The 23726-nt window shown below is 61.2% G+C and carries 22 protein-coding genes, 1 tRNA gene and 1 pseudogene; 11 read left to right on the forward strand and 13 right to left on the reverse strand.

Features of this window, described 5'->3' with window-relative positions:
* The 7 genes and pseudogenes from ACW9IN_RS02165 to ACW9IN_RS02195 form a co-directional block, all read right to left on the reverse strand.
* Window positions 1–438: a YqaA family protein gene (locus ACW9IN_RS02165; protein WP_457364343.1), complete on the reverse strand. Its 438-nt coding sequence runs from the start codon at window positions 436–438 to the stop codon at window positions 1–3.
* Between the two features lie 3 nt (window positions 439–441).
* Entirely contained in the window at window positions 442–888 is a 447-nt protein-coding gene (locus ACW9IN_RS02170) for a DUF411 domain-containing protein (protein ID WP_457364344.1), read from the reverse strand.
* Window positions 889–986: 98 nt separating this feature from the next.
* On the reverse strand, window positions 987–1445 hold the full coding sequence (locus ACW9IN_RS02175) for an SRPBCC family protein (protein ID WP_457364345.1): 459 nt from the start codon (window positions 1443–1445) through the stop codon (window positions 987–989).
* Window positions 1446–1526: 81 nt separating this feature from the next.
* Window positions 1527–2372: a methyl-accepting chemotaxis protein gene (locus tag ACW9IN_RS02180; protein WP_457364482.1), complete on the reverse strand. Its 846-nt coding sequence runs from the start codon at window positions 2370–2372 to the stop codon at window positions 1527–1529.
* Between the two features lie 15 nt (window positions 2373–2387).
* Window positions 2388–3521, reverse strand: a pseudogene (locus tag ACW9IN_RS02185) (cache domain-containing protein); the annotation flags it as partial.
* Between the two features lie 174 nt (window positions 3522–3695).
* Window positions 3696–5252 (reverse strand): M91 family zinc metallopeptidase, encoded by a 1557-nt coding sequence (locus ACW9IN_RS02190; RefSeq protein ID WP_457364346.1) that lies wholly within the window; start codon window positions 5250–5252, stop codon window positions 3696–3698.
* A gap of 184 nt (window positions 5253–5436) precedes the next feature.
* The gene (locus ACW9IN_RS02195) at window positions 5437–6432 is read right to left on the reverse strand and encodes an aldo/keto reductase (protein ID WP_457364347.1); all 996 of its coding nucleotides are present in this window, start codon (window positions 6430–6432) and stop codon (window positions 5437–5439) included.
* A gap of 119 nt (window positions 6433–6551) precedes the next feature.
* On the opposite strand from ACW9IN_RS02195, the gene ACW9IN_RS02200 reads away from it, so the two are divergent.
* Complete coding sequence (locus ACW9IN_RS02200) at window positions 6552–7463, forward strand: LysR family transcriptional regulator (protein ID WP_457364348.1); 912 nt, start codon at window positions 6552–6554, stop codon at window positions 7461–7463.
* On the opposite strand, the gene ACW9IN_RS02205 is transcribed toward ACW9IN_RS02200, so the two are convergent.
* Entirely contained in the window at window positions 7460–8365 is a 906-nt protein-coding gene (locus tag ACW9IN_RS02205; RefSeq protein ID WP_457364349.1) for an AraC family transcriptional regulator, read from the reverse strand. The two genes, ACW9IN_RS02200 and ACW9IN_RS02205, sit on opposite strands and share 4 nt — an antisense overlap.
* Before the next feature lie 102 nt (window positions 8366–8467).
* On the opposite strand from ACW9IN_RS02205, the gene ACW9IN_RS02210 reads away from it, so the two are divergent.
* From ACW9IN_RS02210 to ACW9IN_RS02235, 6 genes are all read left to right on the forward strand, one after another.
* The gene (locus tag ACW9IN_RS02210) at window positions 8468–9028 is read left to right on the forward strand and encodes a carboxymuconolactone decarboxylase family protein (protein ID WP_457364350.1); all 561 of its coding nucleotides are present in this window, start codon (window positions 8468–8470) and stop codon (window positions 9026–9028) included.
* 51 nt (window positions 9029–9079) lie between these two features.
* Window positions 9080–10141: an acyl-CoA dehydrogenase family protein gene (locus tag ACW9IN_RS02215; protein ID WP_457364351.1), complete on the forward strand. Its 1062-nt coding sequence runs from the start codon at window positions 9080–9082 to the stop codon at window positions 10139–10141.
* Complete coding sequence (locus tag ACW9IN_RS02220; RefSeq protein ID WP_457364352.1) at window positions 10138–10941, forward strand: ABC transporter ATP-binding protein; 804 nt, start codon at window positions 10138–10140, stop codon at window positions 10939–10941. Before ACW9IN_RS02215 ends, ACW9IN_RS02220 begins: the two co-directional genes overlap by 4 nt.
* A complete protein-coding gene (locus tag ACW9IN_RS02225) occupies window positions 10928–12127 on the forward strand; it encodes an ABC transporter substrate-binding protein (protein WP_457364353.1) in 1200 nt (399 codons plus the stop codon). The genes ACW9IN_RS02220 and ACW9IN_RS02225 overlap by 14 nt, the downstream gene beginning before the upstream one ends.
* 11 nt (window positions 12128–12138) lie before the next feature.
* Entirely contained in the window at window positions 12139–12885 is a 747-nt protein-coding gene (locus ACW9IN_RS02230; RefSeq protein ID WP_457364483.1) for an ABC transporter permease, read from the forward strand.
* Window positions 12886–13000: 115 nt separating this feature from the next.
* A complete protein-coding gene (locus ACW9IN_RS02235; protein WP_105521727.1) occupies window positions 13001–13189 on the forward strand; it encodes a hypothetical protein in 189 nt (62 codons plus the stop codon).
* Between the two features lie 25 nt (window positions 13190–13214).
* Here ACW9IN_RS02235 and ACW9IN_RS02240 read toward each other — a convergent pair whose 3' ends face one another.
* Window positions 13215–13598 (reverse strand): fe2+ zn2+ uptake regulation protein, encoded by a 384-nt coding sequence (locus ACW9IN_RS02240; RefSeq protein ID WP_457364354.1) that lies wholly within the window; start codon window positions 13596–13598, stop codon window positions 13215–13217.
* Window positions 13599–13833: 235 nt separating this feature from the next.
* Between ACW9IN_RS02240 and pvdQ the strand changes: the two genes are divergently transcribed.
* Complete coding sequence (pvdQ, locus tag ACW9IN_RS02245) at window positions 13834–16122, forward strand: bifunctional acylase PvdQ (protein ID WP_457364355.1); 2289 nt, start codon at window positions 13834–13836, stop codon at window positions 16120–16122.
* 211 nt (window positions 16123–16333) lie between these two features.
* Window positions 16334–16407, forward strand: a tRNA-Cys gene (locus tag ACW9IN_RS02250).
* A 120-nt stretch (window positions 16408–16527) separates the two neighbouring features.
* Here the strand turns inward: ACW9IN_RS02250 and ACW9IN_RS02255 are convergent.
* From ACW9IN_RS02255 to ACW9IN_RS02270, 4 genes are all read right to left on the reverse strand, one after another.
* A complete protein-coding gene (locus tag ACW9IN_RS02255) occupies window positions 16528–17781 on the reverse strand; it encodes an O-antigen ligase family protein (RefSeq protein ID WP_457364356.1) in 1254 nt (417 codons plus the stop codon).
* A gap of 333 nt (window positions 17782–18114) precedes the next feature.
* The gene (locus ACW9IN_RS02260) at window positions 18115–19533 is read right to left on the reverse strand and encodes an efflux transporter outer membrane subunit (protein ID WP_457364357.1); all 1419 of its coding nucleotides are present in this window, start codon (window positions 19531–19533) and stop codon (window positions 18115–18117) included.
* The gene (locus tag ACW9IN_RS02265) at window positions 19530–21098 is read right to left on the reverse strand and encodes a DHA2 family efflux MFS transporter permease subunit (protein ID WP_457364358.1); all 1569 of its coding nucleotides are present in this window, start codon (window positions 21096–21098) and stop codon (window positions 19530–19532) included. The genes ACW9IN_RS02260 and ACW9IN_RS02265 overlap by 4 nt, the downstream gene beginning before the upstream one ends.
* Window positions 21091–22200 (reverse strand): HlyD family secretion protein, encoded by a 1110-nt coding sequence (locus ACW9IN_RS02270; RefSeq protein WP_457364359.1) that lies wholly within the window; start codon window positions 22198–22200, stop codon window positions 21091–21093. The genes ACW9IN_RS02265 and ACW9IN_RS02270 overlap by 8 nt, the downstream gene beginning before the upstream one ends.
* 98 nt (window positions 22201–22298) lie before the next feature.
* Here ACW9IN_RS02270 and ACW9IN_RS02275 point away from each other — a divergent pair, with 98 nt between their 5' ends.
* Complete coding sequence (locus ACW9IN_RS02275; protein ID WP_457364360.1) at window positions 22299–23006, forward strand: CerR family C-terminal domain-containing protein; 708 nt, start codon at window positions 22299–22301, stop codon at window positions 23004–23006.
* A gap of 174 nt (window positions 23007–23180) precedes the next feature.
* Window positions 23181–23645 carry a hypothetical protein gene (locus ACW9IN_RS02280; protein ID WP_457364487.1) on the forward strand — a complete coding sequence of 155 codons (465 nt, stop codon included), beginning with the start codon at window positions 23181–23183 and terminating at the stop codon, window positions 23643–23645.
* Window positions 23646–23726: the final 81 nt, after the last annotated feature.

The raw sequence follows: 23726 nt of genomic DNA on the forward strand, positions 1-23726 counted from the left end.
TTAAGTCGGCACCCACTGCAAGGTCAGCGCGGCCAGCACGCCATAGCGCAGCCCCTTGGCCAGCGTCACCAGCAGCAGAAAACGCCACCAGGGCTCACGCATCACGCCCGCGACCAAGGTCAGCGGGTCGCCGATGATCGGCACCCAACTGAGCAGTAACGTCCAGTGCCCCCAGCGCGCGTAATGCCGGCGCGCCTTGTCCAGTTGCTTGTCGTTGACCGGAAACCAGCGTCGATCCTTGAAGTGTTCGATCCAGCGTCCCAGCCAGCCGTTCACCACGGAGCCCAGCACATTGCCCAGGGTGGCGACACCCAGCAGCAGCCACAGGGAATACTGGCCATTGAGCAGCAGCCCGACCAGCACGGCTTCCGATTGCAGCGGCAGCAGCGTCGCGGCACCAAACGCCGCGACGAACAGCCCCAGATAGCCCGCCAGCACTGATCAGTGCGCCGGGTAGTCGGCCACGACCACATTGCGACCGTCGCGGCTCAGACCGATGACCTGATAGGCATCGCTGCGGCCATCCACTTCCATACCCGGCGAGCCGAGGGGCATGCCGGGAGCGGCGACGCCGAGCAGGTCGTCACGCTTGCGCAGGGCCATGACCTGGTCAGCGGGCACGTGGCCTTCGACGAACTTGCCGCCGATCACGGCGGTATGGCACGAGGCCAGGCGCGGTGTCACCCCCAGGCGTTGCTTGACGGCGCTCATATCGGTTTCGACGTGGTCATTGACCTTGAAGCCGTTGTTTTCCAGATGGCTGATCCACTTTTTGCAGCAGCCGCAATTGGCGTCGCGGTACACGTCAATGGGGACCAGGTCGGCGGCCTGGACGAGGGAGGTGGTGAACAAGGCAGACAGCAAGACCAGGCGCAATGGGGTTTTCATGGTGAGGCTCGCGGGTGGGAGAACGTCGTCAGAATGAGGCGATCATGACGACGTCATCGCAGGCAAGCCAGTTCATACCGGTGCGGAGTGTTTCCAAATTATACGAAAGGCGGGTTTTCCAGGCGGTGCTTGAGCTGGTCCAGGGCGATGGTCGAGAGCTCGATCATGCGCTCGTGCAAAGTGACCAGTTGCAACTCGGTTTCGTAGGTGAGTACGCGTTTGAACAGCGTGCCGCCGCGAAAGGGTTGCAGGAAATAGTGGATGGAGCCGTCGACGGCCAGGGAGGTGAATACGGTCTTGAACTCCCCGGGGCGCCGGGCGATCTGCACGCGATAGCTCATGGGCACGCGCACGCCCAGCAGGTCGATGAACTCGGTGAAGCGGGTGCCGGCGGGGAGAGAGCCGGTGGTGCCGGTGTCGGCGCTGAGGGAAGTGGGGTGCCATTCGTGCCAGCGGTCTGGCTGGGTCACATACTCATACACCGCGTCGATGGGGGCCTGGATAAACCGTTCCTGACTGATCCGCTCCAAGCGGACCGATTGCTCGGCAGCGCGCATGGCACACCTCCTGTGTGACGACTGAGAACTGTCAGAATAGTCCCACTCCCGCGCTTTGCACGGGAGTGTCCATGCATTTTATCAACGGACTTTGAAGCGGCTCATCAAGGCAATCACCCGACCATTGGCCTCCAGCAGGCTCTGGGTGTTGGTTTGCGTGGCATGACCGCTTTGCACCAGCTCTTCGACCATCTGTCGGATCTGCACCATGCTGCGGTTGATCTCCTCGGTGACCGCGCTCTGTTGTTCGGCCGCCGTGGCGATCTGGGTGCTGAGACTGTTGATATGGTTGACCGAGCCGGCCATCTCATCCAGGCCGCTGTTGACCCGTGCCGTGGCGTCCGCCGCCGACTGGCAACTGGCCTGGGTGTTTTCCATGGCGGCCACCGACGAACTCACGCCGCTGGTCAAGCGCGTGAGCATGTCGTTGATCTGCGAGGTGCTGGCCTGAGTGCGCGCGGCCAGGGCGCGGACTTCGTCGGCCACCACCGCAAACCCGCGCCCTTGCTCACCGGCACGAGCCGCCTCGATGGCGGCATTGAGTGCCAACAGGTTGGTCTGGCCGGCAATCGCACCAATCACGCCGAGGGTTTCGGTGATGCGCGCGGCGTCCTGGCGCATGTTGTCCACCGTGTGGGTGGCGCTGGACACCTCGCCGATCAACGCGCTGACGCTGCTGGAGGCCTCGCCCACCACCACGCGCGAGCGATCGGCATGCTCGTTGGCGCGCTGGGTGAAGGCCGCGGTTTCGGCGGCGTTCTGTGCGACGGTGTCGGCGGTGGCGCTCATTTCGGTGATCGCCGTGACCGTCTGATCGGTCTCCGAAGCATGGCGCACCAGAATCTGGTTGGTCTGCGCCGAAGTGTGCTGCAACTGCGCAAGGCCCGAGGACATGGCGCCGGTGGCCTGGGTCACTTCACCAATCATGTTTTGCAGGTAGACGATAAAGCGGTTCACCGAGTGGCCGATGGCACCCAGTTCGTCTTCGGCCCGAATGGTGATGCGGCGCGTCAGGTCGGCATCGCCGGTGGACAAGGCATCGATATTGGTTTTCAGCATCCGCATGCGTTGCACCAGTTGGCGGATCGCATAGGCGGCCAGCAGCACCAGCAACACCACCATGGGGATTTGCAGCAGCGCGAGGCTGCCGAGCACATCATCGCGCTGGGCGGTGATCAGCGAGGTGGGCAGGGCGGTGGCCAGGAACCACGGCGTGCCTTCGATAGGGCGCATGTAGAAGGTGCTGGCCACGCCACCGTTGTCGAACTCGCTGCGTTGCAACGCCTGGTCACGATGGGCGAGGGCCGCGCTGACCTGGGCGGCGAACGCCGAGGTGCCGGTCAGTTCGCTGATGTTTTTCAGCACGACCGGGCCGCTGATGCGTGTGCTGTTGCTGATGATCTTGCCGTCGCCTTCGACGATCAGCAGTTGACCGCCGATGTCTTTTTCCTTGCTGGCCACCAGGTCATTGAAGAAGCCCAGGGTCACATCGATGGTGGCGACGCCATAGGGCACGCCGTCGCGCTGGATGGCCATGGCGCAGTTGGTGCGCGGCTCCTGGCTGGCGTCGTCCTTGTAGGCCGCCGCCCAGGCGCACTGGCCTCGGGGCGCGGCGAGGCCGCCCTTGTACCAGCTCTGGTCGTAATAATTGGGGGCGGGGTCGCTGTTCCAGAAAGTGTTGACCACCAGCTTGCCCGAGGCGTCGCGGTGCCAGAAGGTGCTGTGCTTGTTGCGCCCCGGCGTGCGCTGATCGGGCAGCGGCCAGATACCGCCGCCAAACACCTTCAGTTCGCCATACTGGTCGACCAGGCCGGGCAGGACCTTGTCGATGGCATCGCTGTCCAGCAGCGGCACGGTCTGGGTGATGCTGCGTTGCTGGGCCTGAACCTTGTTCAGTTCGCCCTTGATCTGGTCGGCCACTTCGGCGACACGGTTGAGCACCACCTGTTCCTCGGTGTGACGCAGCGTGGGCGCGACCAACTGGCCGATGCCGACCACGGTCAACACGAACAACACCAGGACGAACAGCACCAGAAACAGGGTATAGCGGGCTTGGATGGAGCGCAGTGGGGGCATGGCAGTCGTCCTTACGAAGCGTTTGTTGTCGACGCGGCTTTATTGGAGCTTCGTAGGGCTATCGGCTTGGGAGGGAGGAGCTTTAGGTACGATCGTGCAAAGTGGGTGGTGGGGTGCAGCGAGTCCTGCCCGCTGACTCGCTGCGTTTATTTGCGGCGCTACCGTGGGCAGGTATCAGGCTGGAGTTCCTTGAGCACCATTTTCCAACACGTAGTGTCGCCTCAAGGGTTTGCCCATTTCTTCACGCAAGGCGTTTTCGGTGAACGGTTTCGGATTGACCGTGGTCAGCGGCGTTGAGGGGTCGTTGTCGAAGTCAAAAGGTTCTGCATCGTTTGGAAGGCCAATGACTTGGTATTCCTCATTCAAAACAGGCCAGGACTCGCCATCTGCATGTGTTTCAATGATCTCGCCCGAGAGGCTGGTGCCGGTGCCACCATTGTAGGCATGGGCGATCTCATGAAAGAGGATGGTGACAGGCATAAATGTGTTGGTCTGTTCGGGGTTTTCGAGAATCGAGTGAGGGTCGATATAAATCTTGCCACGGTCGGCACGGGAGCCGGGGATACCATCCTTGATTTCTCCATATATGGAATTATCGGCATGTTCGAGTTCCTCAGGCGTCAGGCGCTCTATTGCGGTACTACCAAATACGTAGGCTCCACCGCCATAGCCAACTTGGAGGATCTCTACTTTGGCACCATTTTCCTTGGCGATGTCATCCATCCCGGCAAGGGTTTGCTGGCCAATGGGGGAACTGCGGAAAAACTCGAAGTCGTCTGCCATACGATTCTTGAAGTTTTCGTCGCCGGTCACTGTAAATCCCTGGTGGCCTGCGTTGCTTGGTTTCACTTCGGTGAATGCCGAACCTCGAGTACGGTCAAAACGGTCATTCGCGCCAGCGTAGATGCGGTCATCAGCCTTGTTCCTGAAAATAGTGTCCTGACCACTGCCGGTGTAGAAGGTGGTGCGCGCGAAACCCACCAACAGATCATCATCTTTGCCGCCGTGCAATACCGTATGCCCGGTGCCGGCATACAATCGGTCTTTGCCTTCACCACCGTCCAGGTAGCTTTGTTTACTCGCAGTGCAAACCCCCGCATAGAGGCGGTCATTGCCTTTGCCTCCGTAGATTGCGACATGCCCACTGCCACCGATGATGGTGTCGTCGCCGTCTTCACCCTCGGCGTAACCAAGCCCGCTACCGAGGCGAATCACATCGTTGCCGCGTTCGCCGAAGACCTTGGTCGGGCCGCCTCCGGCTTGAACGAAGTCATCGCCGTCTCCGGCAACAACGGTCACTCGTATCTTGACGTCATCGTCGATGAATACCTTGTCGTTACCGCCGTTGGTTTCAAGTCGAAGCTCCAGATTCGGATTTTTTGCCTCATCTTTATCGACCAGGTGCGACTCGCCGTTAATGATGAGTTGCAACTTGTCTCCAGACCAGTTTCGTACGTGGATGGTGTCCGCTCTCTCGCCGGTTTTCACCACAAGTCCACCTCCCAATAGTTCGTGTTTTCCGGGGGACGATGGCTCCCACACAAGTTCCCGATAAATTTTGAGGTCGCCCTTTTCGTACAGCGTGTGATTTCTGACACTGACTTCTCCAGGGTTCGGGTTAGTGGGCAGATCTGCGGGCGGATCATAAATCGACACTTCTGGCTTTTCAGGCGCCGCCGCCGGCTGGGCATGATTGGGTGTTGCAGGCGAGTGACCGAGGGCTTGGAGCATTGATCTATCCTTCACGTTTGGGGTGAGACCTGACTGCATCTCAGGGTTGCCATTACGTGGATATACGCTGGGAAACGTTCCCGGTAACCCAATGCTCCGTGTTTCAAGCCAGTGCTTGTGCGCTGCAACAAGCCCTCGGAAGCCCCCGGCTGTTGCACAGTGACCTTATTCAGTTCGCCCCTGATCAGATATTCAGCATCGCCATGACCGCTTCCGGATAGCGCGAGCCGGCTGTGGCTTCCAGCGGAAAGATCGCTTCCAGTGTCGCCAGCTCGTTCGGGCTGAGTCGGACCGAAACCGCTGCCACATTTTCCTCCAGGTATTTGCGTTGCTTGGTGCCGGGGATCGGGATGATGAAATCACCCTGTGCCAGCACCCAGGCCAGGGCCAGTTGCCCGGCGCTGATGCCCTTGTCGGCGGCCAACCGCTGTACCTGTTTGACCAGCTCAAGGTTTTTGCCGAAGTTCTCCCCTTGAAAACGCGGGCTGGAGCGACGGTAATCATCGGCACCGAAGTCGTCCGGGCTTTGCAGTGCACCGGTCAGAAACCCGCGGCCCAGTGGACTGTAGGGCACGAAGGCGACGCCCAGGCGCTGGCAGGCGGCGAGGCAGCCGTTGTGTTCCTGATCTCGGCTCCATAGGGAGTATTCGCTTTGCAGGGCGCTGATCGGATGTACTTTGTGCGCGCGCTCCAGGGTCGCGGCGGAGGCTTCGCTCAAGCCCAGGTAACGCACCTTGCCTTGTTGCACCAAGTCGGCCATGGCTCCGACGGTTTCTTCGATTGGCACATTCGGGTCGATGCGGTGCTGGTAATACAGGTCCAGGGTGTCGACGCCCAGGCGTTGCAGGGTGCCGTCGATAGCGGTGCGGATGTACTCGGGGCGGCCGTTCACGCCGCGCAACGCGGGGTTGGCCGGGTCGCGCAGAATGCCGAACTTGCTGGCCAGGAGCACCTGGTCGCGCTTGCCGGCAATGGCTTTGCCGATCAATCGTTCGTTGGTGTGCGGGCCATAAATGTCGGCGGTGTCGAGCAAGGTGACGCCCAGCTCCAGCGCGCGGTGCAGGGTTGCGGTGGCTTCCCGGGTGTCGCCGCCGGGGGTGTAGAAATCGCTCATGCCCATACAGCCGAGGCCGATGGCTGATACGAGGGGACCGTGGGTACCGAGTTGGCGGGTGTGCATGGGTTCAGCTCCTTGGGTGAGTAGGGCTGCATTGTTACGCTCGACAAAATCGAGATAAACCGGCTAAAAGTGCTATCAGCATTCGTAATATCTAAATAATCAGGCCGGGGAGTCGTCATTTGGACCGTTTTAACGCGATGCGCGTGTTCACCCGGATCGTCGAGTTGCGAGGCTTTGCCAAGGCCGCCGACAGCCTGCAATTGCCCCGTGCTTCGGTGACCGTGCTGATCAAGCAACTCGAAGCGCATCTGGGGGTGCAACTGTTGCAACGCACCACGCGGCAAGTCAGCCCGACCCTGGATGGCGCAGCGTACTACCAGCGGTGCGTGCAGTTGCTGGCGGACCTGGAGGAAACCGAGGCGGTGTTTTCCACCCGCCGCCAGAACCCCAGCGGTACCTTGAGCGTGAATATGCCCTCGGGCATCGGACGCTTGATCGTGATCCCGGCATTGCCTGCCTTTGCGGCGCGTTATCCCCAGATCGAGCTGGAAATCGGCCTGAACGACCATCCGGTGGACTTGATCCGTGACGGCGTGGACTGCGTGCTGCGCGGTGGCCTGGCCCTGGACGAATCGTTGGTGGCACGGCCCCTGGCGATGATGGACCAACTGACCCTGGCCAGTCCCGAATACCTGGCGCGCAAGGGTGTTCCGGGCTCAGTGGGTGACCTGGTTGAGCATCAGATGGTGGAATACGTTTCCAGTGTCAGCGGTAAACGCTTTGGCCTGGAGTTCCAGGTAGACAGCCAGTTACATAGCGTAAATTTGAAAAAGGGCTTGGCGGTGAACAGCTCCGATGGGTATTTCGCCGCGTGCGAAGCGGGGTTCGGTTTGATTCAGGCGCCGCATTATCACGCCATGCGCCAACTGGCTGCCGGCACGCTGGTGGAGGTGTTGCCTCAGGTGGCGGTGCCCAAAATGGCGCTCTCGGCGCTGTACCCACCGCACCGTCAGTTGTCCCGACGCGTGCGAGTATTCGTGGACTGGCTGGTGGAACTCTGTGCCGAGCCCACCACCGGGTTGCAGCGCTAGCCCTGCGCCTTGCGATACGCCCCCGGCTGTTGCCCGGTGACCTTGTGGAATGCCCGGGTAAACGCCGCCACCGATTGATAACCCACCGCCAAAGACACCTCCGCCACGGTCTGGTTGCCCTTGAACAGCTGGCAGGCGTGGCGCATGCGCATCATCAACAGCACCTGCCCCGGCGATTGCCCGCACAGTTCGTTGAAGCGCTTGAAGAATGCCGAGCGCGACAGGCCGGTGCTGGCCGCCATGCTTTCCAGGGGCCAGGCGTCGGCGGGGCGGGCGATCAATTGCTCCAGCAAGCCCGCGAACGCCGGCTGGCGGCCGAGTGCAGCAAGCCCGCCGAGCTCGGCGTTATCTCGCACCTGTTGACGCAATACATACAGAAACAACAAATGACACAAACGTTCGAGCAGGGCGGGTGAGGGCGTCGGGGCAAGCTCGCACTCTTGCAGGATCAGTTCGAACAGGTTGCGCGCCGCGGTGAGCGACGGGTCGCCCGCGCGCAAGATGATCCAGGCGGGCAGGGTGTCGACGATCATCGCCGAGAGTCCGGACTGGAAGTGGAAAAAACCGCAGACCAGCCCCACGCCGTCGCTGGCGGTGCTGTCCAGCGGCAGCATCGGGCGGCGCGGGCATTCCTGTGCACCTTCTGCGGTGGGTTCTCCGGAGAGCCGATAAGCCAGGTCGCGCAACAGAAATACCGCGTCGCCATTGTCCAGGCGGTGCGGCGTGGTGTCGCCTTCGAGGTGCAGCCAGCATTGGCCCTGGACCACCAGATGGAAACTTGCGCTCGCCAGGCCGTGGGTACTCGCGTGCCAATCGCCGCAATAGCGGCCGACATGAAAGAGATTGGTGTTGAACTCGAGGCTATCTAATAACCAATCGACAAGTGCACTGGACGAATTCATCTAACGGAAAGACTCAAGAGCAAGTAATCGCTACTTTAGCCTATTGAGACGATTTTTTATAACCAACAGACTGGAGGCACGAACCCATCAGGAGACCACTCCATGTCCCGCGTACCTTTGCTCACCCCTGAGACCGCACCCGAAGCCGCCAAACCTTTCCTGGAAAACGCTCAAAAAGCCTCGGGTTTCATTCCCAACCTGCTGGCGGTGCTGGCCAATGCGCCCGCAGCGCTGGAAACCTACATCACCGTGTCGGGCCTTAACGCCAAATCGGAACTGAGCCTGGCCGACCGTGAGGTGGTGCAGTTGATTGCCGCCACCACCCATGGCTGCGATTTCTGCGTGGCCGGCCACACCGCCGTGGCGCGCAACAAGGCCAAGCTGCCCGAAGAGGTGATCGAGGCGCTGCGCCAGCGCGGCGAATTGCCCAATGCCCGTTATGAGACACTCGCCGCCTTCACCCGTGAAGTGATCGCCACCCGTGGCGATGTCAGCGATGCAGGTTTTGAAGCCTTCCGCGCGGCTGGTTACACCGACGGCCAGGCCCTGGAAGTTATTTTGGGCGTGAGCCTGGCAACCCTGTGCAACTTCGCTAACGTGTTTGCCCGTACCCCGCTGAACCCGGAGCTGGCGCAATACCGTTGGGAAAAGCCGGCAAGCTGAAGGCGCGTACGCGTTTGTGAAGGTCTACCGCTGTAAAAAGGAGAAACACTCATGCTTGACCCTATCTTGAGCCGTTGGCTCGATGTTCAAGCGCAGGCCCTGGACGTGGGCAGTTGCGATCCACAGGATGTGTTACCCCGCCTGGCCGAAGCCAATGTGCTACGCATTGGCGTGCCCACTCGGCTTGGCGGGCTGGGCGGTGATGTCACGGGGGCGGTGGAAGCCATCGCCAATGTCGCCAGCCATTCCCTGGCGGCGGCGTTTGTCTGCTGGGGCCAGCGTTCCTTTATCGAATACCTGCTGCAAAGTCCCAACGCGCGGCTGCGTGAGCAACTGATGCCGGACTTGCTCAACGGCACCCTGGCCGGTGCCACCGGGCTGTCGAATGCGATGAAGTTTCTGTCGGGGATCGAGAGCCTGCAAATCAGCGCCGAGCCTACGGCGGATGGCTGGACGCTCAACGGTCGCCTGCATTGGGTGACCAACCTGCGCAAGAATGGCTTTGTGGCGGCGGCGGCCATCGAGCATGCCGCCGGTGGCGCGCCGTTTATCCTGGCGATCCCGGATTCGGTGGCCGGTCTGCAACGCTCCCGTGACCTGGAACTGCTCGGCCTGCAATCAAGCAACACCGCAGCGTTGGGGCTGGAAGGCGTGGAACTGAGTCGCGACTGGTTGCTGCATGACGATGCGCGCAAATTCTTGCCGGCAGTACGCCCAGCGTTCCTGGGGTTGCAGTGCGGTATGTCGATCGGCCTGGCCCGGCGCTCCCTGGCGGAAGTCGCCAACCACCTGGGCGCCAGCCGCACCGTGCTGCGCGAAGAGCTGGAAGCCCTGCGCGTGACCCTTGATCATTTGGTCACCGAGCTCAAGAAAGGCCTGCTCGCCGAGCGCTTCGCCGCCGAGCCGGTGCCGTTGTTCAAGCTGCGCATCGCCCTGGCCGAAACGGCGGCCAGCGCCGTGCAACTCGAATTGCAGGCCAGCGGCGGCAAAGCGTATCTCACGGCCCATGGCAGCGGTTTTGCGCGGCGCTGGCGCGAGTCGGCGTTTGTGCCGATCGTGACGCCCAGCCTGGTGCAATTGCGCACCGAACTGCAACGTCAGGCCGGCCTGTGAGTGCGGCGGTATTGAGCGCCCGGGGCGTTTGCCTGGGGTACGCCAGCGGGCCAGTGTTGCAGGGCTTTGACCTCCAATTGCAGCCGGGTGAAGTGGTGTCGATCCTCGGCCCCAGCGGCGTAGGCAAGTCCAGCCTGTTGCGGGTGCTCGCCGGTTTGCAGGCCCCCCAGGGCGGCAGCGTGCAGGCCCTCGGCGAACCCTTGCACGGGCCGCATCCGCGGGTAGCGGTGGCGTTCCAGGACCCCAGCCTGTTGCCGTGGCTGAACCTGGAGAAAAACGTCGCATTCGGCCTGGACTTCGCCCGACAACCGCACCTGAGCAGCAACGAGCGTCGGCGCCGTGTCGACCATGCCATTTCGGCGGTGGGCCTGGAACATGCGCGTCAGCAGTTTCCGGCGCAACTGTCCGGCGGCATGGCCCAGCGCACCGCGTTGGCCCGCTGTCTGGCGCGCCAGCCGCAAGTGCTGCTGTTGGACGAACCCTTCGGTGCCCTCGATGAAGTGACCCGTGCCGACATGCAACACCTGTTGCTCAAGGTCAACCGCGAGCAGGGTTCGGCAGCGGTGCTGATCACCCATGACATCGACGAAGCGCTGCTGTTGTCCGACCGCATTCTGCTACTGGGCAACCGCCCGGCGCGGACCCTCGGCGAATGGCACATCGACCTGGCGCACCCGCGCGAAGAACAGGTGGAAGCCATTGGCGCGCTGCGTATCGACATTCTCAAAACCCTACGGCAGGCGAGCCGCCCTCAACCCAACCCTCTTGATCTGCTGGAGCCTGCCCATGTGCCTGGATGACCTGACCCACTCGCGCCGCGACTTTCTCAAACTCTCGGCGGTGCTCAGTGCCGCCGGTGCCCTCCCGTTGTTGAGCAGCCTGCAGGCCCGCGCAGCCAGCGAGCCGGATGCACCGGTACGCATCGGCTACCTGCCGATCACCGACGCCACGCCCTTGCTGGTGGCGCACAACAATGGCCTGTTCGAAGCCGAGGGCATCAAGGCTGAACGTCCGGTACTGCTGCGCAGTTGGGCGCAAGTGATCGAGGCGTTCATTTCCGGCCAGGTCAACGTCATTCACCTGTTGTCGCCGATGACCGTGTGGGCGCGCTATGGCAGCAAGGTGCCGGCCAAGGTAGTGGCCTGGAACCATGTGGGCGGCTCGGGGCTGACGGTGGCACCGGGCATTACCGACGTGAAACAGTTGGGCGGCAAGTCGGTGGCGATTCCGTTCTGGTATTCGATCCATAACGTGGTGGTGCAACAGCTGTTTCGCGACAACGGCCTGACGCCGGTGGCCCGCGCGACGGGCAGCGAGATTGCGCCCAATGAAGTCAACCTGATCGTGCTGCCGCCGTCGGACATGCCGCCAGCCTTGGCCAGCAAGCGCATCGACGGGTATATCGTCGCCGAGCCGTTCAATGCCTTGGCGGAGAACCTCAAGGTCGGTCGTGTGCAACGCTTTACCGGCGATGTCTGGCGCAATCATGCGTGCTGCGTGGTGTTCATGCATGAACACGACCTGGCCAATCGTCCGGAGTGGTCGCAGAAGGTGGTCAATGCCATCGTCAAGGCCCAGGTGTGGACCCGTGATAATCGCGAAGAGGCAGTCAAACTGCTGTCCAAGGACGGCCCGAACCGCTACACCCCACATGCCGAGCCGGTGTTGAGCAAAGTGCTGGCGCCGGTGGCGGCCGATCGTGCGGCGTACCTGGCCGATGGGGCGATCCAGCACGCCAACTGGGACGAGCACCGCATCGACTTTCAGCCTTATCCGTTCCCCAGTTACACCGAAGAGCTGGTGCGCCGTTTGAAAGACACGCTGATCGAGGGCGACAAGAAATTCCTCGCCGACCTCGACCCGGCGTTCGTCGCCAAGGACCTGGTGGATGACCGCTTCGTGCGCAATGCCATCCAGGCGGTGGGCGGCATGAAAACCTTCGGTTTGCCGGACGGCTTTGAGCGGCACGAGGAGATTGGCGTTTGAATAACAGCAAAATCCCGGGCGCTGTGCTGGGACTGGGCGGTCTGGCCGCGCTGGTGGTGCTCTGGTGGCTGGGAGTGAAGATATTCGGGGCGGCCGACGGCTTGTCGGCGCGCTTTTCCGTAGCGGCCACCTTCAGCAGTCTGTGGGAGTTACTGGGGCGAGGTGAGTTGTACCTGCACGTGGCGGTGAGCCTCAAGCGCATCTTCGTCGGCTTGTTTCTGGCGTTGCTGGTGGGCGTGCCGCTGGGGCTGCTGGTGGGCAGTTCGCGCAATCTGGAGGCGGCGACTACGCCGGCGTTCCAGTTTTTGCGGATGATCTCGCCGCTGTCCTGGATGCCGATCGTGGTGATGCTGATGGGGGTAGGGGACCAGCCGATCTACTTCCTGCTGGCCTTTGCTGCCGTGTGGCCGATCATGCTCAACACCGCCGCTGGCGTTCGGCAACTCGACCCGCGCTGGCTGCAACTGAGCAAAAGCCTGAGCGCGACGCGTTGGGAAACTCTGCGGCGGGTGGTCATTCCCGGTGTGGTGGGGCATGTGTTGACGGGTGTGCGCTTGGCCATCGGTATTCTGTGGATCGTACTGGTGCCGTGCGAAATGCTGGGTGTCAGTGCCGGGCTTGGCTATTACATCCTCGACACCCGGGATCGCCTGGCCTATTCGGAACTGATGGCGATGGTATTGCTGATCGGGCTGCTGGGGTTCGCGCTGGATGCGTTCGCCCGCTGGCTGCATCAACGTTGGGTGCATGGCGGTTGATTGGCCGGGCCAGAGTTTCCTGTACCATGGGCGCCTGTCGGATCCGTTCGCCGTTGTACGCAGGGCGGGTCCGGCGCTTGGCACCGGCTATATTTTTCAGGTTCAGGAACCCGTCATGACACAAAAGCAACGTTTGAAGTATTCGATTCTGATCGCCCTGGCCGTACTGGCCTCGATGTTTGGCCTGTCCTACCTGCAGAACATCGGCGTGATCAGTGAGAAGACGTTCCAGACCATCGCCATTGCAATCGCTGTGGTCGTGGTGGTGATCAACGGCATCATGCGCCGCAAGGTCAAGCTCTGAATGTGAGGCAATGAGCCTGGCGTTATCAGTCAGGCCGACCTTCGAGTACCTTGGCAGCCTCTTCATGGAGGCTGTAGCTTTTATCCGCGTTGAGGGTGATCACGCCTTCGCTGCACAGACGCTTCAGCACTTCGCGCACGCTGAGAAACGACAACGGGATGCCCAGCTCCATCAAATGGCTGTGCACGCCGCGCACGCCCAGGGTGCGCTGGTTGTCGGCTGCGGTGAGCAAGGCGTCGATGACCTTCAGCCGAATCAGGCTGGTGCGTAGCCCGAAACATTTGAGCAAGTGACGAATACGCTGGTTGCCCTGCTGTTCGGGCGCTTTGCCGAACGCACGGGCGCCGCCGCTGAAATTGGCGTCGGCAGTGGCTGAATGTCCATCCGTGGGCAGTTGCGGGTTGTACATGCAAAAAACTCCTTATCAGAGCCTGATCAGGAAAATGATGGCGCTCTTAGTAATAAGACGAACGAGCGAGCAAAATCATGAACGGATGTGTGTAGAAATTTTGTCGATGCCCATGTTGCGTCCCGTTGAACACCTTAAATAAACGGCGGCCCGCGCTAAATTAATCCCGGTTGTGTGCGTTCTTACGGTGGGGTAACTGCCCTGTGAGGGTGTTCAATTTGACTGTGGAGTCTGCGTGATTATTTCCAAGCGGTTGTCCGGTGTGTGCATGGCGGGTGTGATGCTGGGGCTGAGCCTGGCCGCCTCGGCACGGGAACAGGTGACACAGGCGTCGGCGGACATCCGTCGCACCAGCTTCGGCGTGCCCCATATCCGTGCCAGCGACGAGCGCGGCCTGGGTTACGGCATCGGTTATGCCTACGCCCAGGACAACCTGTGCCTGCTGGCCAATGAAGTGGTCACGGTGAATGGCCAGCGCGCCCAGTTCTTCGGCCCGGAGCAAGCGACCCTCGAAGAACGCAACAACCTGGCCAGCGATGTGTTCTTCACCTGGCTCAACTCACCCCAGGCCGTTGCGGCGTTCTGGAAAGCGCAAAGCCCGCAGATCCGGCAGCGCATCGAAGGCTATGTCGCCGGTTACAACCGATACCTGAAAGAGCAGGGCGCGCCCGTGCAGTGCCAGGCAGCCTGGGTGCGGCCGCTGGTGGCTGAAGACCTGGTGAAGTTGACCCGTCGCTTGTTGGTGGAAGGCGGTGTTGGTCAATTCGCCGAGGCACTGGTGGGCGCGGCACCGCCGCAGGCGACGGCCAGCGTGCAGCCCGATGCCAAGGCTTTTGCCCTGGCGACGGCCCAACAGCAACGCTTCAGCCTGGATCGCGGCAGCAATGCAGTGGCCGTGGGCCGTGACCGTTCGTTCAATGGCCGCGGCATGCTGCTGGCCAACCCGCATTTTCCGTGGGTGGGCGGGATGCGTTTCTATCAGATGCACCTGACCATTCCTGGCCAGTTGGATGTGATGGGGGCTGCGCTGCCGGGCCTGCCGGTGGTGAACATCGGTTTCAACCAGCATGTGGCCTGGACCCATACGGTCGATACGTCCAAGCACTTCACGTTGTACCGTCTGACGCTGGACCCCAAGGATTCGACGCGTTACCTGCTGGACGGCAAATCCATCCCTCTGGACAAGACCACCCTGACGGTGCAGGTCAAACAGGCCGATGGCAGTCTCAAGGCGCAACCGCACACGGTTTACAGTTCGCAGTTTGGCCCGGTGGTGCAATGGCCCGGCAAGCTGGACTGGGACAATCACTACGCCTTCAGCCTGCGTGACGCCAACCTGGGTAACGACCGTGTGCTGCAACAGTGGTACGCGATGAACCGTGCCGGCAGCCTCAAAGAGCTGCAAACCTCGGTGCACACCTTGCAAGGTATCCCGTGGGTCAACACCCTGGCCGCCGATGACCAGGGCCAAAGCCTGTACATGAACCTGTCGGTGGTGCCCAACGTCAGCGCGGCCAAACTGGCTCAATGCAGCGATCCGCGTGCGGGCCTGCAATTGATCCTGCTGGACGGTGCCCATGGCGCCTGCGCCTGGGACGTTGACGCGCGCGCGGCCCAGGCCGGTATTTTTGCCGCAGACCAACTGCCGCAACTGGAACGCACCGACTACGTCCAGCACTCCAACGACTCGGCGTGGCTGGCCAACCCCAAGGCGCCGCTCACAGGTTTTTCACCGCTGATCAGCCAGGACAAAATCGGCCTGGGGCCGCGCGCGCGGTTTGCCCTACAGCGCCTGCAATCCCTGGAAAAGCAGCCGATCACAGTGGCCGATCTGCAAAACATGGTGATGGACAACGAGGTGTACCTGGCGAGCCAGGTCATGCCTGATCTGCTGGAATTCTGCGCCAAGCACCTCGGTACTGACGCGAGTACTTTGCAACCACTGTGCACCAGCCTGAAAGACTGGGACCAGCGCGCGAACCTCGACAGCGGCCTGGGCCTGGTGCACTTCACCGACCTGGTGGAACAACTGCAGGCCATCCCCGATGCCTGGCGCGTCGCCTTCGACCCGACGCAACCCCTGACCACTCCGCGTGGCCTGGCCATCGAGCGTGAGCCGGTGGCCAAGGCGCTGCGCAACGCCATGCTGGCGTCGAGTGCCGAGGTGGCCAAACTCGGCCTGACGGCGGACAGCCACTGGGGCGATGTGCAGGTGTCCGGCCAGACGCCGATCCATGGCGGCCCTCAGCAACTGGGGATCTACAACGCGATGCAAAGCGTGCCCCGGGCCGACGGCAAGCGTGAAGTGGTCAGCGGCAGCAGCTACCTGCAAATCGTCACCTTCGACGAAAAAGGCCCCCATGCCCTGGGCGTGCTGGCGTTTTCCTTGTCGAGCAATCCGGCTTCCCCGCACTTCAAGGACCAGACCGAAGCGTTCTCCCGGAAAACACTCAGCCCGTTGCCCTTTACCGAAGCCCAGATCAAGGCCGATCCCCAGTACCAAGAGCAACGGATCCAGGAGTAGGCCGACCACGCAACTCCTTGATGGCAAACCGAAATATTTTTGAAATCAAGGGGTTGCACGGGTTGGCAAATACGTACATAATGGCGCCCATCGAACGCATCGAAGCATTAAAAACTTCAATGTATTCAATGAGTTAGAGTAGAGGCAGGGTTTCAAGCCCACTCAAGTTTTTACGCGGTGAGTGCTGATTGTAAAAGCACTGATCGTTTGAGGCCGAGTAGCAAAATGGTTATGCAGCGGATTGCAAATCCGCCTACGCCGGTTCGATTCCGACCTCGGCCTCCACTCTTGAAAACCCCGTAGATTAACGTCTACGGGGTTTTTTATTGCTCTGGATTCAGGGGCGTTCTGCAATAACGATAGGCCTGAGCGTTCGACTCTTTGGTGAAAATTGCGCGCCGGCCATCATGAAACAGCATGCAATGAGTTGGAGTGGGGCGCCTTCATTATCCGACTTCTGCTGGACACCATCCCCAGCGTGATAGCCACCAAAGGATAAGCAAAATACTTTCCGTATAGCAGTAGAACGGAGGTAGCGGCGAGCATGCCGATGCACAGCGCGACGTCTTTTGATTTTTGACGTTTCAGCAAGGATTGCCGTGTGAAATAAACCAGCGGAATGGCCAGCATCAGGCAGAAATAGATAAAGCCGAATAAACCCAGGTCCTGCCACGCGGACAATATATTGTGTATATACAAGCCAGGTTCATAGTTTCCGTAGGCGCCCAATAGAGGGTTTTCGATTATTTTTGATAAGCCTTCTTGTGCAATCTGATCCCTGACAATGGATGAGTTGTCTTCGGCCAGGTTGGCCAGTCTCAATGTTCTATTGTTCGAACTCTCATCGCTGAACGTGAGGACTGCGGTAATCGTTACTGCTGTGGCGATGGTAACGAGTAGTGCTTCCAGTATTCTGCGGTTGGACAGCGATGACTCAAAAGTGGTGAAAAATATCAGGATGGCAACGAATTCGCTTCGCGCGCCGTTAAGATACAGGCATGAGGCGGCAATGATGAATAAAATATATCTTTGTATTCTGGAGGTTGATTTTGCAATGGCCAAAATCATGGGGGGCATATAAGCCAGTGCAATAGTCTGGTAATTAGCCACCGATAACGGGTTTTCGGAGTGCGCGCTTAAGTCAAAGGCACCGTCGTTGGACTGATAAATGATGACGGCGCTCATCGCAAGACCCAGTGATGTAATGGTCTTTTTATAGCTGTTATCGAAGGCGTTGATGTTTTTGAAAATAAAGTAGCAGGCTGCAAGGTTTACGAACAGCAGAAGGTTGTTCTGCGCGTTTTCTGTGTGCGGGCCGATGAGGTAGTGATAAGCAGAGACACCGCCAAAGAGCATCATGAAAAACAGGAAAGTGATGTTTCTTTTTTCTATTGATTGTTTACTTAACAGAGTGAGTGTTGCATGCGTCATAAGTACTGCTGTCGCCAATGCTCCGACGATGCTTATGTACCCATTCAGAAATGGCGAGATGTAGTTAAGGCCAATGGCCGTATGATAAAAAAATGCGCCTGGAAACAATAGTAACAAAAATACAATTGACAATCTTTCGATGCTGGGCGCGGAGGCATCCTTATGGGTTAAGAAAAAAATTATGCCATAAGAGTCTCGCTTGGGGCGAAGCGGGAGCCGGGCGGTCATGAATCGGCGCTGATGCTCACGCCGTCATTTGGGAGGGAGCCGGGCCAGAGAGATACTCTCGCAGGCCGGTAAATACCGACCATGCCGACACGCTGCTCACGACTTTTCATACAGACCCTAGTTTTTGAAGGCGTCAACGGCTGCGCAATAAGGACCTTTTTCAAAACGCGGTTATTGGAAAGAAAGCGTCTGATAGGGCTTCTTCTCAAGGGGCAGCGTTATGTTTTTTTGAGTGGAGTCGGTGACGATGGGTATGCCATCCCTCATGCTCATCTGGCGCGGTGCCTGGCGGAGGGCGGTCAGCCGATTGCCAGGGGAGTGTAAGCGCGGATGTCACAATGTCCACCCCAAGCCCAGCGCCTTGTGCAGCGACGCAAAATCCTTCAGCAACTCCGCGTCCCCCGAAATCCGGCTCTCCTGTGCCTGGTAGCGCGTGCGCTCCGCATCCAGCCAATCCAGCGTGCTGGCAGTACCCGCGCGATAGCGTTGGCGTGTCAGGTCGGCTGCGCGCACGGCGGACGATTCCACGTTGCGCAGCAGTACCACGTTCTGGCGTTGATGCCCGTAGCGCGCCAGTGCCACGTCTGCGTCACGCAATGCACTCAGCACCACGCTTTTATACTGGGCGAGGGCCTCGTCGCGGCCCGCTTCGGCGCCTTTGACGCTGGCCGACACACGCCCGAAGTCCAGGGCGTTCCAGGTCAGCCTGGGCAGGATCAGCCAGGTGCCGTTGTCCTTGCGGGTCAGGTGGCCGGGGTCGCCGGCGGAGAATGACAAGTCACCCATGAAGTTGAGTTTGGGAAACCAGTCGGCGGTTTTCTCGCCGATCTGGGCGTTGCTGGCGGCGAGCTTGCGTTCGGCGACGCGGATGTCGGGGCGGGCCTTGAGCAAGGTGGCGGGATTGGCCAAAGGTACCTCGGCAGGAATACTCGGCAGGGCTTTGGTGCTGGCCAGGCGGTTGTCCAGTTCGCCGGGTTCCAGACCGCACAGCAGGCTCAGTTGGTCGAGGGATTCAACGATGGCTGCTTGCAGTGGCATGCGCTGGGCCTGGGTGTTTTCGGCCTGGGTCAACACTTGCTCCAGTTGCAGCTGTGAGGCCACTCCGCGATTGCGGCGTTGGCGGGTAAGGTCAAGGGCCTGGTTCTCGATATCGACGCTGGCGTCCACCAGGGCCAGCCGAGCCTGCTGGTCGCGCAGGTCGGTGTAGGCTTGCACGACTTCGGCGGCCAGTTGCACTTGGGCATCGGCCAGTTGGGCTTGCGAAGCATCGGCTTCGGCCTGCGCCGCTTCGACGGCCCGGCGGGTGCCGCCGAACAGGTCGGCCTCCCAACTGGCGTCGAAGCCTGCAAGGTAGAGGTTCAAGGGGCCGCGTCCGCCACCGCCGCTGCCACCCAGCGCCGACGTGTCGGGCGAGCGCAGTTTCAACAGTGCCGCGTCGCCGGTCACCTTGGGCATCGCGTCTGCCCGGGCCCCGCTGAGGCTGGCGCGTGACTGCTTCACGCGGGCCTGGGCGGTGGCGATGTCAGGGCTATTTTGCAGAGCCTGGCTGACCAGCGCGTCCAGCTGTTTATCACCCAGGGCGTGCCACCACTGAGCGACGGCAGGTGTGCCGACGGCACTGTCGGCATGGGGCAGGTGACCGGCTGCCAGGGTTTTTGGCGCAACGTCGGGGGCGCCGTGGTAGTCCGGGCCGACGGTGCAGGCGGTCAGCAAGCCGACGGACAGGAGCAGGGGGAGGGAGCGAGCAATCATGGCTGTACCGTGCGCTTTTTCAGAATGAAGATCAGGGGCAGGCACGCAAGCATCGCGAGGCCCAGCAAGTAGAACGCGTCGTTGTAGGCCATCACCGAGGCTTGCCGCGCGATGTCGCTGGCCAATTGGGTGAGCGTCTGCAACTGCGCAGTGGAGGCATCGCCGGTTTGCGCCAGGTAGCTGGCGGTGTTGCTGGTCATGTGGTCCTGGGCCAGTTGGCTGTTGGCCAGGATGCCTTCGCGCAAACGGTCGTCATGGAAGTGGCTGCGGCGGTCCATCAGCACACCCAGCAACGCCAGGCCGATGGTGCCGCCCAGGTTGCGCGACATGTTGTAGAGCCCCGCCGCATCACCGGCATCCTTGGTCTCGACCGAACGCATGGAGAACTGGCTGAGGGGCATCATCACCAGGATCTGCCCGAAGCCGCGCAGCAGTTGGGACCAGACAAAGTCATGGCCGACGCTGTCGGCGGTGAGTCGAGTGTCGACAAAACAACTGCCCCAATACAGCAGCAGGCCCAGGCCGACCATCCAGCGCAGGTCGTAGCGCCCGAGCATGCGCGGCAGGATCGGCATCAACAGAAATGCCGGTACGCCCGCCAGCAACATGATCGAGCCCGACTGTTCGGCGTTGTAGCCGGAGAGCAGGCCCAGGAACTGCGGCACCAGGTACGCCGTGCCATACAACCCGGCGCCGACGGTGGTGGCGATCAACAACACGCCGCCAAAACTTTTATTGAGCAACAACGGCAGGCGCAGGATCGGCGTGCTGGAACGGAACTGGCCGACCGCAATCAGGAAAAAACCCATCAGGGTAGTCACGCTCAGCCAGGTGATCAGCAGCGAGTCGAACCAGTGTTCGCGCTGACCTTCCTCAAGCACCACCGTCAGCGAACTCAGGCCCATGGCCAATCCCAGAATGCCCAGCCAGTCAGCACTGATGAAGCGTTGCAGGTTCATGCGCTCGGTGGGCAGGCCGGTGATCAGCAAGGTGATCAACGCAATGCTGATGGGCAGGTTGAGGAAGAAACACCAACGCCAGTTGATGTTTTCCGTGAGCCAGCCGCCGATAACCGGGCCCAGCAGCGGACCGAGGATCACCGTCATGCCGAACATCGTTGTACCAATCGCCAGTTGGTGCGGGGGCAGGCGCGTGCGCACGATGGTCTGTGCGGTGGGGATCATGGCGCCGCCGGCAAAGCCCTGGCCGATACGCCCGGCGATCATCGCGCCAAGGCTGGAGGACAGGCCGCAGAACATTGAGAACAGGGTAAACATCAAGGCCGTGCCGATCAGGAACCGACGCAGGCCGAACACACGGGTCAGCCAGGCGGCGAGGGGGATCATGACGATTTCCGACATCAGGTACCCGGTGGCGATCCAAGTGCCTTCGGTGCCGGTGGCGCCGATCTGGCCCTGGATCTGCGGCAGCGCCGAGTTGGTGATCGACACGTCAAGGGTGGCCAGCAAGGCCCCCAGTGCCCCGGCGGCGACGGCGATCCAGTCGGTCAGCGAGGCATTGCGCGGTTTCTCGGCGGCCACCTCGGCCATCAGCGCTTCAGCCATGGTGGGCGTCCGCGTCGTGGGTGCGGGTGTCCACTTCCACGGTCGCCGACAGGCCCGGCATCAAGGCCGTGCACACCTCATCCGGCACGTCCAGGGCAATGCGCACCGGCACGCGTTGTACGATTTTAGTGAAGTTGCCGGTGGCGTTGGACGGCGGCAGCAAGGCGAATTGCGCGCCGGTGCCCGGTGAAAGGCTGTCGATATGGCCTTGCAGCGTGCGTCCGGGCAGTGCGTCCACATGCACGCTGACCGACTGCCCGGCGCGCATCTCGCCGATCTGGGTTTCCTTGTAGTTGGCCGTGAGGTAAATGGCGCTGAGCGGCACCACGGTCAACAGGCGTGTGCCCGGTTGCACGTATTGGCCGACGCGTACGCCGCGGTCGGCGATACGGCCATCCAGCGGGCTGCGGATCACTGCGTCATCGACGTCCAGCTGGCTTTGCGCTTCGCTGGCACGGGCCACGCCGAGCTGCGCCTGGGCCTGCTTGAGCTGGGCCTGGAGCGTGCCGTAGCGGGTCTGGCTGGAGCGCAACGCGGCCTGTTTGGCGGCCACGGTACTGCGGGCCTGCGCCAATTGGTTGTTCAACTGCGCCAGGCGTTCTTCCGGCTCTGCGCCCGAACGGGCCAGCGGCGCGTAGCGGGCGACTTCAGTCTGGGCATGGCGTGCGTCGGCCTCGGCGCCTTGCAGTTGTGCACGGGCTTCGGCGATGGTCGAGTCCTGCTGCACCAGGTCGGCCTGGGCCTTGGCAAAGTCCGCTTCGCGGGCGGCAATGGTCGCCGAGGCTTCGTCACTCACGGCCTGGTATTTGCGCGCATCGAGTCGCACCAGGATGTCACCGCGCTTCACGTTCTGGTTGTCGGCCACCAGCACTTCGGCCACGTAACCGTTGATCTTCGGTGCCACGCTGATGCTGTCGGCCTGCAGGTAGGCGTCGTCGGTGGTTTCGATGAAGCGCCCGGTGAGCCACCACCAAGCGGCCCACGACACACCGATCAGCAGCGCCACGCCGGCGAGGCTCAGCAGGATCCGTCGCGCCTTGCCGCGCTGGCCGTTGACGGTGTCTTCAGGCATGACCTGAGGGGAAGGAGGGGCAGCGGACATCGGGTCACTCCGGATTTATATCGGGTGGTATAAATTCCAATCTTCGCGAATTTTTGTCAACTGGTATATTTTGGTCCGATATTCGAAGGGAGTTGCCCATGGCACGACACAAACCAGCCGCCGAAGGGGGCTACCAACGGGGCGAGGAAACCCGCGCACGCATTGTCGAAGCTGCCGTCGCGGTGTTCGGCGAACGTGGCTACGACGGCGCATCCACCCGGGATATCGCCACCGCCGCCGGGGTGAATGCACCGGCGATCCAGTACTACTTCGACGGCAAGGAAGGGGTGTACCTGGAGTGCGTCGAACACTTGATCAGGTTGCTATGGGGCAAAATGGCCCCCAGCGTGGAAGCTGCCGAAGCCGCCCTGGCCGATGCCGAATCCGGCGACCCGGCACTGATCGAGGTGTCGCTGGGCATTCTCGGCACCGTGGTCTCGACCATCCAGGACAGCCCCCAGACCAGCGCGTGGCGCGCGTTCCTCGACCGGCATCAGGCCGGCCTGTGTCCGGAAAGCGCAACAATGGCGTTCGAAGAGCGCTTCAAGCTGCGCATTGGCCGGGTGATCCGCCAGTTGATCGCACGGCTGGCCGGCTTTGCCGTCGAGGACGATCGCACAGTGATTCACTCGATGGCGCTGTTTACCCAGGGCCTGGCGTTTCGCGTGCAGAAACCCAAGCTGCTCACGGCCCTCAAGTGGAGCGAAATCAATCAGAAGGAAATGGAACAGGTGCGCGATGTGGTGTTGATGCAGGCGCGCTTTACGCTGGAAGGGCTGGTGCGCCAGCGTGGCAAGCAGTCTTGATCAATGCTCTGCGTGAGTGCTCCGGCGGGCTGTCTCGGCATTTGGTCGCGACATTGGCGGTCCTTGTGAATTGTTGTGAAGGAGGTGATTAATGGCCACTGGCCCATGCTACCGTCCGTGACGGGCTATCGTCAGCTCGACGATTTCATTCGTTTCATTGAGGGAGCAGCGCCGATGTCTACTACTGTAACGCCCACTGGTGGCGGGTCGAACACTCCAAAAACCTCACCTTCGGTGTTCGACGACAAGTTGAACATCTCCAAGTCCAGCAAGGTCATCGCCGACTATATGCGCCAGAATGGCAAGTCGGCGATCACCAAGCAGGAACTGACGCAACTGGCCAACAATGCGTCGGGCAAGGTGCCGAAGGATGTGTCCGACGCGGCCAAGTACATGGAACGTCATCCGGATGTATTCACCGCCATCGAAACCCATGACGTGGCGGGTGCCGACAACCTGTCCGGCGTGTGGAACTTCGATTGGGCGGCCAACGGTGGGCTGAAAGGCACATCCACCGAAGCCATTGCCAAGATGCAGGACACTTTCGACCTGGCCATCGCCAAGTCGGCGCAGATCACCGAAATTTCCACGGCCAAGAAAGCCGAGCTGGATTCGACCAAGCAACGTCCGCAGAACTGAGCCGTTCCCGCCTCACACGGCTCCCGGGGCAAAACCGGGAGTCGTCTGCTCATGCGATTGATCCTGAAGTTTCTCTTCAAA

The sequence above is a fragment of the Pseudomonas sp. SDO5271_S396 genome (assembly GCF_054071795.1).

Bases quoted from the DNA above. Each gene is read 5' to 3' on its own strand.
- ACW9IN_RS02175 (WP_457364345.1), bottom strand. From the start codon at position 1,445: ATGCGCGCTGCCGAGCAATCGGTCCGCTTGGAGCGGATCAGTCAGGAA.
- ACW9IN_RS02270 (WP_457364359.1), bottom strand. From the start codon at position 22,200: ATGTCCGCTGCCCCTCCTTCCCCTCAGGTCATGCCTGAAGACACCGTC.
- ACW9IN_RS02180 (WP_457364482.1), bottom strand. From the start codon at position 2,372: ATGATTGGTGAAGTGACCCAGGCCACCGGCGCCATGTCCTCGGGCCTT.
- ACW9IN_RS02240 (WP_457364354.1), bottom strand. From the start codon at position 13,598: ATGTACAACCCGCAACTGCCCACGGATGGACATTCAGCCACTGCCGAC.
- ACW9IN_RS02260 (WP_457364357.1), bottom strand. From the start codon at position 19,533: ATGATTGCTCGCTCCCTCCCCCTGCTCCTGTCCGTCGGCTTGCTGACC.
- ACW9IN_RS02190 (WP_457364346.1), bottom strand. From the start codon at position 5,252: ATGCTCCAAGCCCTCGGTCACTCGCCTGCAACACCCAATCATGCCCAG.
- ACW9IN_RS02170 (WP_457364344.1), bottom strand. From the start codon at position 888: ATGAAAACCCCATTGCGCCTGGTCTTGCTGTCTGCCTTGTTCACCACC.
- ACW9IN_RS02280 (WP_457364487.1), top strand. From the start codon at position 23,181: ATGTCTACTACTGTAACGCCCACTGGTGGCGGGTCGAACACTCCAAAA.
- ACW9IN_RS02210 (WP_457364350.1), top strand. From the start codon at position 8,468: ATGTCCCGCGTACCTTTGCTCACCCCTGAGACCGCACCCGAAGCCGCC.
- ACW9IN_RS02235 (WP_105521727.1), top strand. From the start codon at position 13,001: ATGACACAAAAGCAACGTTTGAAGTATTCGATTCTGATCGCCCTGGCC.
- ACW9IN_RS02215 (WP_457364351.1), top strand. From the start codon at position 9,080: ATGCTTGACCCTATCTTGAGCCGTTGGCTCGATGTTCAAGCGCAGGCC.
- ACW9IN_RS02255 (WP_457364356.1), bottom strand. From the start codon at position 17,781: ATGACCGCCCGGCTCCCGCTTCGCCCCAAGCGAGACTCTTATGGCATA.
- ACW9IN_RS02205 (WP_457364349.1), bottom strand. From the start codon at position 8,365: ATGAATTCGTCCAGTGCACTTGTCGATTGGTTATTAGATAGCCTCGAG.
- ACW9IN_RS02225 (WP_457364353.1), top strand. From the start codon at position 10,928: ATGTGCCTGGATGACCTGACCCACTCGCGCCGCGACTTTCTCAAACTC.
- ACW9IN_RS02275 (WP_457364360.1), top strand. From the start codon at position 22,299: ATGGCACGACACAAACCAGCCGCCGAAGGGGGCTACCAACGGGGCGAG.
- ACW9IN_RS02265 (WP_457364358.1), bottom strand. From the start codon at position 21,098: ATGGCTGAAGCGCTGATGGCCGAGGTGGCCGCCGAGAAACCGCGCAAT.
- ACW9IN_RS02195 (WP_457364347.1), bottom strand. From the start codon at position 6,432: ATGCACACCCGCCAACTCGGTACCCACGGTCCCCTCGTATCAGCCATC.